The sequence below is a fragment of the Spirillospora sp. CA-294931 genome (assembly GCF_050946795.1).
In the GTDB taxonomy this organism is placed as follows: domain Bacteria; phylum Actinomycetota; class Actinomycetes; order Streptosporangiales; family Streptosporangiaceae; genus Spirillospora.
In genome coordinates, this window is the sequence record NZ_CP192006.1 from 8,795,979 (window position 1) to 8,807,210 (window position 11,232).

Consider the following 11,232-nt stretch of genomic DNA (forward strand, 5'->3'; position numbering starts at 1 on the left):
CCCTGAGAATGACCGACGAGATGCTGCGCGCCCCGGCCGAGGTGAAGTACGCCGAGGAGCTCGACTGGCTCGAATCCGTCGACGACGGACCCAAGCCGTTCTCCTGGCGGCTCAGCCCGCGCATGGTCCGGCTGTTCGTGCTCGGGTCGGAGCCGTCCGACGGCCTCGACCGCGAGATCCCACAGAAGTGGTTCGGCGACCGGAGCTTCGTCGAACGCGGCATCGTGACGCTGGCGTCCGACCGCGGGCTGCTGCTGATCGGCGACCCCGGCACGGGCAAGAGCTGGCTGGCCGAGCTGCTGTCCGCCGCGATCAGCCGCAACTCCACACTGGTCGTGCAGGGCACCGCCGGAACCACCGAAGACCACATCAAGTACTCGTGGAACGTCTCGATGGTGATCGCCAAGGGCCAGTCCCGCGACTCGATGATCCCCTCGCCGATCATGACGGCGATGGAGCGGGGCGTGATCGGCCGGTTCGAGGAGCTGACCCGCTCGACCAGCGACGTCCAGGACGCCCTGATCTCGATCCTGTCGGAGAAGTACGTCTCGATCCCCGAGCTCGACGACGACAACATCGTCTTCGCCCAGCCCGGCTTCTCGATCATCGCGACCGCCAACAGCCGCGACCGCGGGGTCAACGACCTGTCCTCGGCGCTGAAGCGCCGGTTCAACTTCGTCCGGATCCCGGTCGTCACCAACAAGCGCAGCGAGGCCGAGATCGTCCGGTTCCGCACCACCGAGTTGCTGCGCCGCCACCGCATCGAGCTGGAGGTGCCGCCGACGCTGCTCGACATCCTGCTGCAGAGCTTCGCCGACCTGCGCTCGGCGGCGGCCTCGGCCACCAGCGACGACCAGAAGCTGGAGTCGGCGCTGTCGACCGCCGAGCAGATCGGCGTGCTCGAGGACGCCATCCTGCACAGCCGCTTCTTCGGCGACGACACCCTGCGGGCCGCGACGCTCGCGAGCTCGCTGGTCGGGTCGCTGGCCCGCCGCAATCCCGAAGACCTGGCGATCCTCAACAAGTTCTGGCACGGCGTGGTCGAGCCCCGCAGCAAGAGCGACGCCGAGGGCCCCTGGCCCGAGTTCCTCGAAGGCGGCCGCCAGGCCCTCGCCCAGCTGTCATGACCGCCGCCACCACCCTCGACGGCGTCTTCGGGGGGCTCCGCGACCAGCTGCTCGGGGCGGCCGAGACCTTCGCAGGCGGCTCGGACGCGGTGCCCGCGATCCTGGCGGGCATCGTCGACGACGTCGACCGGGCGCTGCGCGAGAGGCTGGAGATCTTCCCGGTCTGCCATCACTCCCCGGCGTCCGCGCTGGCCATGGCTCGCCGGTTGCGCGAGAAGCAGCCGAAGGTCGTCTTCATGGAGCTGTGCGAAGACCTCGCCCCGCTCCTGGACGAGCTGCGCAACTGCCGCCTGCCGGTCGCGCTCCAGGCGTTCGCGACCGACATCGACGGGTTCCCGGCCAAATGGGCCCCGCTCAGCGTCGTCGCGCCCATCACCGAGGCGTCCGCCGAGTACCAGGCCATCGCCTACGCGCTCGACATCCCCGGCGTCGAGCTCGTCCTGGTCGACCGCTCCACCGACCACGTCTTCCAGTGGTCGGCGACCGACGAGGAGCAGCGCGAGAAGGCCGCCGACGACGAGGCGGCGATGCACGGCGACGCCGTCGGCATCGAGCTGGGCGACCTGCGTCCGGGCTTCGCCGAGCTGGAGGCGCATCTGCTGCACCACGGCAAGGTGCGGCACTGGTCGGAATGGTGGGACCAATATGTCGAGCAGCCCCTGGCGGGCGCCGACTACGCCACCTACCGGCAGGTCATGGTGCTGATCGGCAGCCTGTTCCGGCGGCTGCGTCCCGAGCGCGACGACGACCGCCGCGACGACGACCGCGAGCGCTACATGTGGACCCGGATGCGCGAGCACCTGGCCGCCACCGGCGCCGACCCGGCCGAGTGCCTGTACGTCTGCGGTGCCTTCCACGCGGCCAGCCGGGTGGAGCAGTTCGGGCTGGACGCCGAGGCCACGTTCGAGATCACCCCGCGCACGGCGACCCGCTGGCAGTACGGGCTCATCCCGTCCAGCCACTCGGCGATCGAGGCCCAGTTCGGGCTGGCACCCGGCTCGGTCTCGATCGCCTCGGCCACCTACGCCAAGGCGGTCTCGCGCGGCGGCGTCACGCCGTTCCGTCTCGCGGGCCAGAAGGGCGGCAAGGCCCGCAAACCGCCCAAGGCGGTGCCGCCCGCCGCCGACGGCCCCGTAGTCGACCGGCTGTCGGGGTTCCTGTCCAGCCCGCCGGTGCTCGACGAGCTCGACGAGGCCGAGTTGCTCGGCTGGTCGGTCGACATCGTCCGGCTGGCCCGGCGCAACGGCTACCTGGCCAGCACGGCCGACGCCATCGCGGTCTTCGAGACCTCGATCCTGCTGGCGGGCCTGCGCAACCGGGGCCGCCCCACGCCGTACGACTTCCAGGACGCGGCGATCACCTGCATCGAGAAGGACACCGTCCCCGGGCGCCGCGACGTGCGCCGGTTGTGCGAGATCCTGCTCGGCGGCGACCGCGTCGGCGAGGTCGGCTACGAGGCGCTGCCGCCACTGGCCCGCGACGTCCTCGACCGTCTCGCGCCGCTGGGCCTCGACCTGGAGAAACGCACCATCCAGCGGGCCCTGCTCGATCTGGAGGCCCGTCCCGAGCTGGTGCCGTGCTCCGACCTGCTGTGGGTGCTGCGGCGGCTGCTGCCGGACGGCGTCGTCCGTCCCATCATGGGCACCCGCAAGCTCGGCGAGCGTCCCATCCAGGAAAGCTGGGACCTGGCGATCGGCCGCTACCAGCGCTCGATCGTCGAGCTGGGCTACGAGGGCGTCACCATCGAGCAGGTCCTCGAACAGCGACTGCGCCGCAGCGTGTGGGAGCCCCGCGCCACCGCCGCCGTGGCGCTCGCCGCCATCGAGGACGCCCTGCTCTACCTGGACGGACACCGCTTCGTCGACGAACTGGGCGCCCGCGCCGTCGAACTCCTGGCCGCCGAGCAGACCGTCGACGACGCCCCCGAAGTGCTCCGCCGCGTCCGCCGTCTCCTGGCCCACTACCGGGCGACCGAGCCGGAGCTTCCCGCCTGGTGCCAGGCGTTCGTCACGGCCGGGTACGCGCACTACTGCACGCTGCTGCCGACCGCGTTCGTCGACGACGACACCGGCGTCCGGCAGGTGGCGGCGATGCTCGGCTTCCTGTTCAGCATGGAGAGCCTCGCCCTCTCCCTGGGCTGCGACCACGTCCAGCTCGAGATCGCGGTGAAGCAGTCCCACCCCGAGACCCCGGCCAAGGTCGCGCTGCACTGGGCCGCCCTCAACCAGCTCGGCCTGCTCCCCCTGTCCGACCTGCGCGCCGAGTGCGACGCCCTGCTGGCCAACCCGCTGGTCATCCCCGCGTTCCCGCAGTACCTGAGCGGCTTCGTCCAGGCGCTCGAACCGGCGCCCGCGCTCGCGCCGTTCGTGGTCGAGGTGATGTCCAAGGCCTTCGGACGGCTCCCCGACACCGTCCTGCTGCCCTGGCTGCCCAAGCTGATCACCACGCTCCGCGACCATGCCGCCGAGCTGGTCCCCGTCCTCGTCCGCGAGGCCGGACGCACCTTCCCCGGCACCCTCCCGGCCCTGGACGCCTGGACCCCGCCCTGGAACCAGACCCCACGCCCCAACCAGCCGACCCCGCAGCCGACCTCGGGCCCCGCCACCGACCTCCTGGCCACCCACCCCGCGACCTGCGACGCCGTGGCGAACCTCCTCGACATCGCCCCCACCTGGCAGTCCACCACCACCTCCGAGGTCCCCGCCTTCCTCACCCGCCACCCCGAAACCACCACCGCCCTAGCCACACTCCTTTCCGAGTGATTCGAGGTATTTCACCGATGAACACCGGACGAGTCACCCACGACCAGCACCCGGTGCCCGAGAACTGGCTACGGCACGTGCATCCAGGGCATCTCCATCCACGACGCGGTGGCACCCCCGTCCCCGTGTTCCCCACCCGCCCGACGCCGAGCAAGTGGCTCTCCGGACTGATCGAGGAAAAGCAGACACGCCTTGACGAGGTGCTGAACCACCCTCAAAGCGACGCAGCGTTGGTCAAGGCGGCGCGCGAATACCTGAACGGCGCCAACACCCCCACCGGCGCCGCCGCGGTCGCCGCCACAGTCATCGGTCCCGATGACGAACCCGCCCTCCTCGACGCCTGGACCGCGCAAGGCGGCGCCACGTTCGCGGCGTGCGCCTTCGCCGAGTTCCCCACGCTCGGTCCGACCTGGGACAGCGACCGGCTCGACTTCCGAGGCAAAGACGAACACGGCTTCCTGGGCAGGGCGAGCGCCCGCCACCTCCGATCGATCCTCGCCGCCGCACCCGAATCCGAGTATCGCCACACGGTCAACCAACTCGCGGCACACCGACGTACAGAGTTCCAACGCCTCGTCGTGGCCTACCTGGCACCTGACCAGACCGAATGGGCGGACGAGGCGTGCTCGGGCCCACCCGATCCCGACCTGCAATGGATCGTGATGTGCGTGGCGTCGTCCGCCAGGCACCTCGACTCGTTCGGCGACAAGATCGCGCCGCCGAACTGCGAGCTCGGCCTGCTGGCGACCCTGGCCGAGGGGCTGGGCCCCCTGGCGGCGCCGGTCACCATCCGGACGGTGGAGGCCGGCGCGTCGGCCGAGCAACGCGAGGCCCTGTTCGAAGTGCTCGGGGCCCTGCCGTCGGACGAGGCCATGGCCCACCTGATCCGCCGGCTCGACGCGCGACCCACGCTGCTGGCGGCGATGAAACGCTTTCCGGAGCGGGCGATCCGCGTGCTGGCCGAGCGTCTGGGCCCCTCCGAGCTGCTCGACGGCCAGGTGCGAGCTTTTCCCGAGGCGGCCGCCGCGTCACTGCCGCGCCTCGATCCAACCGCGCGGGCGGTGGTGGAGGCGCTGATCCGCGGGTCCCATCGCCTTCCTGAGGCGGCCGACGATACCCTCCCGCCGTCGCTGGTGAATCCGCCCTGGACGCGCAAGAAACCGAAGGAGAAACCCTTCGTCCTGGCGATCCCGACTCCGAACGAACGGGCGATCTCCTGGGAACCGGGCGAGCTGGAGCACTGGAAGAACGGCACCCAGGGCTACGACCCGGGCTGGTACTACGCCGATTGCGAACGGGCGGGAGATCACCGCCAGGCGCCACCAAGAGCGACCGAAGACGACCCGATCTGGGCCGCGCGAGTGGAGGCGTTCCGCGTCGGTGATCTGGTCGAGTCCGAGCAGGTCACCGTGCTGGCGCACGGGCCGGTGCGGAGGGCGAGACCCTTGCTTCGGGGATGGTTCCCCAAAGACTGGCGGCTCACCGACACGACCAGGCATCCCGAGAAGTGGATGCGGATTCTCGTCGCACGCTACGAGTTGGACGCACTCCCGGCCGCGCTTTGGTTCGCGCGTAGCAAACCCGTACGGTTCGGGCACCTGCTCCTGCCCTACCTCGACGCCGAGGTGGCCGCACTCATGGCCGACTGGTCGTCCCGGAACACCGCGGCCCGCGAGATCGCCGCGATCTGGTTCGGCCGTCATGGCCACCGGGCCGTCCCGCTGCTCATCCCGGCGGCGCTCGGCAAACCGGGCGCCGCAATGGCGCTTGGGCGCTGCACCTGATCGCGGCGGAGCACGGGAGCGACCCCGTCATCGAGGCGGCGGCCGTCCATGGCGACGACGCCCGCGCGACGATCGCGGCGCTGCTGGAGCGCGACCCCGACGATCTTCTGCCGCGCAAGATCCCCGACGTCCCCGAGCGGGCGGCGCCCTCCCGTCTGCCGCAGATCCGCCTGCGCGACCGCGACCGCGCACTCCCAGAGAAGGTCACCTGGCGCTTCCTGACCATGCTCCTGATGTCGACGCTCAGCAGGCCCCACCCCGGTGTCGACAAGGTGAAGGCGCTCTGCGACCCCGAATCGCTGACGGCCTTCGCCTGGGAGCTGTTCCAGCACGGCGACGATCTGGGCTTCGTCGCGCTCGGCCTGCTGGGCGACGACGGCTCGGCGCGGCGGATCGGCCCGCTGATCAAAGCCTGGCCCGGCGAGGGCCACCATGCCATGGCGGTCAAGGGCCTCGACGTCCTGGCGGCGATCGGCGGCGAGGTCGCCCTGACCGAGCTTGACGGCATTTCCAGAAAGGCCAAGTTCAAGGCGCTCAAGGCCCGAGCCCAGGAGAAGCTGGCCGAGGTGGCGGACCGGCTGGGTCTCTCGACCGAGCAGCTGGCCGACCGGCTGGTCCCGGACCTCGGACTGGACGCCGGAGGCGGCCTCGTCCTCGACTACGGCCCACGCCGCTTCACGGTCGGCTTCGACGAACATCTGCGACCGTTCGTGGCCGACGAAGACGGCACCCGTCGCAAAACACTGCCCAAGCCGGGCGTTCGCGACGACGCGACGCTGGCTCCGCGCGCCTACGAGCGGTTCACCCGGCTCAAGAAGGACGTCCGGGCACTCGCCTCCGGCCAGGTCGCGCGCCTGGAACTGGCGATGGTGATGGGTCGCCAGTGGTCGCCACGAGAGTTCGAGGCGCTGTTCGTCCGGCACCCGCTGATGTGGCACATCGCCCGGCGCCTGGTCTGGACGTCCGGCGGCACCGCCTTCCGCCTGGCCGAAGACCGCACCTGTGCCGACGTCCATGACGACGCCGTGGAACCCGGCGAGATGATCGCGGTGGCCCATCCCTTCGACCTCGGCGACGATCTGGATTCCTGGACGCGGGTGTTCGCCGACTACGAGCTCCTCCAGCCGTTCAAGCAGCTCGGACGTGCCGTCCACACCCTCACCGACGAAGAGCGCGCCACCGGCCGCCTCAAGCGTTTCGAAGGAACCGCCACCACCGCGTACAAGGTCTGGGGCTTGGTGCGACGCGGGTGGGAGCGGGGGGCGCCTCAAGACAACGGGGTCGAGGTGTGGATTTCACGCCCGCTTCCGGGCGATCGCCATATCGTCGCCAACCTCCACCCCGGCATCGTCATCGACGACCCGTTCGCCTGGCCCGACGTGACCGTCACCCACGTCTGGGTCACCGAACAGCCGCAGCGGTTCCAGACCATCGACATGCAGCCGTTCGACACGGTCCCCCCGACCATCATCTCGGAGGTGATCGCCGACCTCTCCCGCCTGTCCGACAGCTGACCAGACCATCGCAGCGCGAAGCAACGACGTCGCACTCGACACTCTTCCCCCAGCCCTCACCTCGAAGGGGACGGCCCACCTACCCGGGCCATCACCGCGTCAAGCGACGATGTGGTGTTCGACGGCGTTCCGCGAGACCGGTGCCCGGGTGTTTGGGGGCGTCTCTCCGGCTGTTGCCTCCGAGGTGATCGCCGACCTCACCCATCTGACCGCGAAGACCTGAGCACGGTGGGCCTGGCGCTGGGCGTTGATCGTCGTCTTGCGGGACGAGAACGGTCCAAGCATGGCAGCGTGGGGTGATGGGTTTCGAGATCGAAGATCTGCGGCTGGCGGTTTATCGGGGGTTCGCTGAGACGGGGCGGGCGCCTGAGCCTGGGGAGCTGGTGGACAGGTTCGGGGGTGGGGCGCCGGACGGGTTGCGGGAGTTGGCGGAGCAGCGGCATGTGGTGCTCGGCGCGGACGGCCGGGTCGTGATGGCGCATCCGTTCGCGTCGATCCCGCTGGGGTTCGCGGTGATGGGTGAGCGGACGCTGTGGTGGGGCGGGTGCGCGTGGGATTCGTTCGCGTTGCCGCATCTGGTGCCGGACGAGCCAGAGGTGCTGGTGTCGACGCGGTGTCCCGGGTGCGGGCGGCCGCACGCGCTGGTCGTCGACCGGCACGCGCCGCCCGAGGGCCCGCAGGTCGCGCACTTCCTCGTCCCGGTATCGCGGATGTGGGACGACGTTGTCCACACCTGTGGAAACCAGCGGCTGTTCTGCGGCGAGGGCTGCGTCGACGCGTGGCTGCGGGAGGCCGGACACGAGCGCGGGTATGTCATGGATCTCGGCACGCTGTGGCGGCTTGCCCGGGGGTGGTACGCCGGGCGGCTCGATCGCGGGTACACCCGCCGCGAGCCGGCGGCCGCGGCCGGTTACTTCCGCGAGGCCGGTCTCACCGGCGCGTTCTGGGGGCTCTGACGTCCGGCGGCCCGGGGCGGGGCGGGCGCGTCCTCCTGCTCCTTGCGCAGGAGGAGGAGGGCCACGTCGTCATGGGGCCGGCCGCCGGTGTGGGTGCCCAGGTCGGCCACCAGGCGGTCCAGGAACTCGCAGGGGTCGTCGCTGCGGAGAAGCGCGACGCGTTCGGCCAGGGGGTATTCGTCGCCTTGGGGGTTGCGGGCCTCGGTGGCGCCGTCGGTGTAGAGCAGGAGCGCGTCGCCCTGGTCGAAGGGGATCGACGACGGGAGGGGCCAGCCGTCGGCCAGGTCGTGCAGCCCGAGGGGCAGGGCGGTGTGGAAACCGGCGACGGCGCGGACCTGGCCGCCGCGCAGCACTAAGGGCGAGGGGTGGCCGCACCCCAGGAGCTCGGCGGTCGACGACCCGTCGGGGATCTGGACGAGGGCCGCGGTGACGAACCGCTCGGTCGGCTGGGGGATGCGGGCGGCCAGGTAGCCGTCCAGGCGTTCGGCGATGCCGGGCAGCCCGGGCTCGTGCCGGACGAGGTCGCGATAGGCGGTCAGGACGTCGGTGGCCAGCTCGACCGCCGTGGCGCCATGGCCGGTGACGTCGCCGATGATCGCGCGAACGCCGAACGGGGTGTGGACGACGTCGTAGAGGTCGCCGCCCATCGTGGCGCCCGCCGCGGGGGCGTAGCGGGCCTCGACCCGGACGGCGCCGCAGCGCTCGGGGACTTCGGGCGGCACGGGCCCGGTCTCCGGGTCGGCTTTCGACCGGCGTCGCGGGACGACCAGCACGAGCAGGGCGAGGGCTCCGAGGGCGGCCGGGACGCTCGGGGAACCGGGTGCGAACCAGGCGGCGACGGCCAACGCGGCCACGGCCCATCCGCTACCACGACTGAATCGCGCCATGGGGGCCCCGCTTTTTCCTGGAGCGAGCGACTAAGGGTTGCTCATCGTAGCGAACCGTACCCGGGGAGCCATGTACTTTTGGGAGTACGATCTGTCGCGTCGCCGCCCAGCGCTCGATGTCCTCGATGGAGTCGGTGAGATATGGCAAGTGCCGTCCGTCAGCTGCCGGGAAACCTCCCCGCCGGGCTCGCGAGCTTCGTCGGACGCGGGGACGAGCTCGCGCGGATCGAGGAGCGGCTGGGGTCGTCGCGGCTCGTCACGGTGACGGGGACGGGCGGGGTGGGCAAGACCCGCACGGCGCTGCGCGCGGCCGAACGTGTCGGGGCTTCCTATCCCGGGGGCGTGTGGCTGGTGCGGCTCTCGCAGTTGCGCGACGGAGCGCTGGTCGCCCACGCGGTGGCGCGCGCTCTGAGCCTCCAGGACCAGACCTCGCGGCCGATGGTGGACGTCCTGGCCGACCATCTGTCGGATCGGCGGTCCCTGCTGATCCTCGACACCTGCGAGCATCTGGTCGACTCCTGCGCGCTCCTGGTGACCGCGCTGCTGGAGGCGGCGCCCGGCCTGTCGGTCATCGCGACCAGCCGCGAGCCGCTGCGGGTGAAGGGCGAGGCCAGGGTCGCGGTCGAGCCGCTCCCGGAGGCCGATTCCGCCCGGCTTTTCGGCGAGCGGGCCGGCGCCGGGAATCCCGAGTTCGCGCTGTCCGCCGCCAACCGGGACGTGGTGGAGCGTCTGTGCCGCAGCCTGGACGGCCTGCCGCTCGCGCTGGAGCTGGCCGCCGCGCTCGTCCGCGACCTGCCGGTCGAGCGGCTGGCCTCGCTGCTGGACGACCGGCTGGCGCTGCTCACCCGGCCCAAGGCGGACTCCGAGGTGCCGCCCCGGCACGAGACGCTGCGCGCGGCGATCGGGTGGAGCCATGAGCTGTGCGCCCCGGCCGAACGCCTGCTCTGGGCGCGGACGTCGGTGTTCGCCGGAAGCTTCACCCGCGAGGCGGCCGCGGACGTCTGCTCCGGCGGGCCGCTCACGCCCGGCACCGTCCCGGCGACGCTCGACGCGCTGGCGCGCAAGTCCATCGTCGTCGAGGAGGACGGCCGCTACCGGCTGCTCGACACCGTCCGCGAGTACGGCGCGTCCTGGCTGGACGAGCTCGGCGAGACCGACGAGGTCCGGCTGCGCCACCGCGACCACTACCTGAACCAGGCCAGGCGGGCCTTTCCCCAGTGGACGCGGGAGGGCCAGCTCGCCTGGTACCGCCGCATGGCCGACGACTACGCCGACGTCCGGGTCGCGCTGGAGACCTCGCTCGCCGAGCCGGGCACGGCGGCGCTGGAGATGACCGGGGCCCTGTGGTTCTTCTGGTTCTCGTGCGGGTTCCAGCGCGAGGGCCGCGACTACCTCGAACGCGCCCTGGCCCACTCGCCCGAGCCGGGCCCGCTGTGGACCCGGGCGGCCTGGGCGCACGGTTGTGTCGTCCTGTCCCAGGGCGACCTGGCGGCGACCGACCGGTCCATCGACGCGTGCCTGGCCACCGGCGACCCGGACGCGGCGCTCGCCGCCGGGTATCTGGAGGCCGCGAGCTGCACGATCAGGGCTCTTCCCCAGCGGGCGCTGGAGCTTCTGGACGCGCTGGACGTCTCCCCCGCACGCGGAGGACTGCACGAGGCGATCTGGATGCTGGCGCAGACGGCCTCGGCCTTCGGCTACGTGGTCAGCGGCCGGCTCCCCGAGGCCACGGAGCTGGCCGAGCGCATCCGGGCCGAGAGCGTCCGGCGCGGCGAGTGCAAGTCGGGCTCGTGGGGCCACTATGTGCAGGCGCTGGCCGATCTCGGCCTCGGACATCCCGATTCGTCGGCCGAGCACGCGCGCGCGGCGCTGGCGGGCAACATCCGGCTCGGCGACAGCTGGGGCATGGCGCTGGCCGTCGATGTCCTGGCGATGGCGACCGGCGCCCTCGGCGACGGCGAGCGCGCTGCTCTGCTGCTCGGCATCGGGGAGCGGCTGTGGCGGCGGACGCACGGGCGCTCGCAGTTCGGCTCGCCCGAGCTGACCGCCGCCCGCAAGGAGTGCGAGCGCCGGCTCCGCGCCGCGATCGGTGACGAGGCGCACGAGGCCGCCTACGCCAAGGGCCTGGGAACCGAACCCGAATTCGCGCTGGCGGATTGACGTGACCCCGACCCCGCGCGCGATCGCGTTGACGAACCGGTG

At 71.7% G+C, this 11,232-nt stretch carries 7 protein-coding genes; 6 read left to right on the forward strand and 1 reads right to left on the reverse strand.

The window, feature by feature from the left end; translation table 11 throughout:
* Positions 1–8 precede the first annotated feature (8 nt).
* From ACQPY4_RS40005 to merB, 5 genes are all read left to right on the forward strand, one after another.
* On the forward strand, positions 9–1,127 hold the full coding sequence (locus ACQPY4_RS40005) for an ATP-binding protein (RefSeq protein ID WP_433330306.1): 1,119 nt from the start codon (positions 9–11) through the stop codon (positions 1,125–1,127).
* Positions 1,124–3,889 carry a DUF5682 family protein gene (locus ACQPY4_RS40010; protein ID WP_433330308.1) on the forward strand — a complete coding sequence of 922 codons (2,766 nt, stop codon included), beginning with the start codon at positions 1,124–1,126 and terminating at the stop codon, positions 3,887–3,889. The genes ACQPY4_RS40005 and ACQPY4_RS40010 overlap by 4 nt, the downstream gene beginning before the upstream one ends.
* Positions 3,890–4,014: 125 nt before the next feature.
* Complete coding sequence (locus ACQPY4_RS40015; protein ID WP_433330310.1) at positions 4,015–5,673, forward strand: hypothetical protein; 1,659 nt, start codon at positions 4,015–4,017, stop codon at positions 5,671–5,673.
* Between the two features lie 233 nt (positions 5,674–5,906).
* Positions 5,907–7,187, forward strand: a complete 1,281-nt coding sequence (locus ACQPY4_RS40020) for a DUF4132 domain-containing protein (protein WP_433330312.1) — start codon at positions 5,907–5,909, stop codon at positions 7,185–7,187.
* A 299-nt stretch (positions 7,188–7,486) separates the two neighbouring features.
* On the forward strand, positions 7,487–8,143 hold the full coding sequence (gene merB / locus ACQPY4_RS40025; RefSeq protein WP_433330314.1) for an organomercurial lyase: 657 nt from the start codon (positions 7,487–7,489) through the stop codon (positions 8,141–8,143).
* Here the strand turns inward: merB and ACQPY4_RS40030 are convergent.
* On the reverse strand, positions 8,098–8,997 hold the full coding sequence (locus ACQPY4_RS40030; RefSeq protein ID WP_433330316.1) for a PP2C family protein-serine/threonine phosphatase: 900 nt from the start codon (positions 8,995–8,997) through the stop codon (positions 8,098–8,100). The two genes, merB and ACQPY4_RS40030, sit on opposite strands and share 46 nt — an antisense overlap.
* A 174-nt stretch (positions 8,998–9,171) precedes the next feature.
* Between ACQPY4_RS40030 and ACQPY4_RS40035 the strand changes: the two genes are divergently transcribed.
* A complete protein-coding gene (locus ACQPY4_RS40035) occupies positions 9,172–11,190 on the forward strand; it encodes an ATP-binding protein (protein ID WP_433330318.1) in 2,019 nt (672 codons plus the stop codon).
* Positions 11,191–11,232 lie beyond the last annotated feature (42 nt).

What these genes read in the sequence shown, in the direction of transcription:
- ACQPY4_RS40010 (WP_433330308.1), top strand. Translation starts at nt 1,124, where the DNA reads ATGACCGCCGCCACCACCCTCGACGGCGTCTTCGGGGGGCTCCGCGAC.
- ACQPY4_RS40020 (WP_433330312.1), top strand. Translation starts at nt 5,907, where the DNA reads ATGTCGACGCTCAGCAGGCCCCACCCCGGTGTCGACAAGGTGAAGGCG.
- ACQPY4_RS40035 (WP_433330318.1), top strand. Translation starts at nt 9,172, where the DNA reads ATGGCAAGTGCCGTCCGTCAGCTGCCGGGAAACCTCCCCGCCGGGCTC.
- ACQPY4_RS40005 (WP_433330306.1), top strand. Translation starts at nt 9, where the DNA reads ATGACCGACGAGATGCTGCGCGCCCCGGCCGAGGTGAAGTACGCCGAG.
- merB (WP_433330314.1), top strand. Translation starts at nt 7,487, where the DNA reads ATGGGTTTCGAGATCGAAGATCTGCGGCTGGCGGTTTATCGGGGGTTC.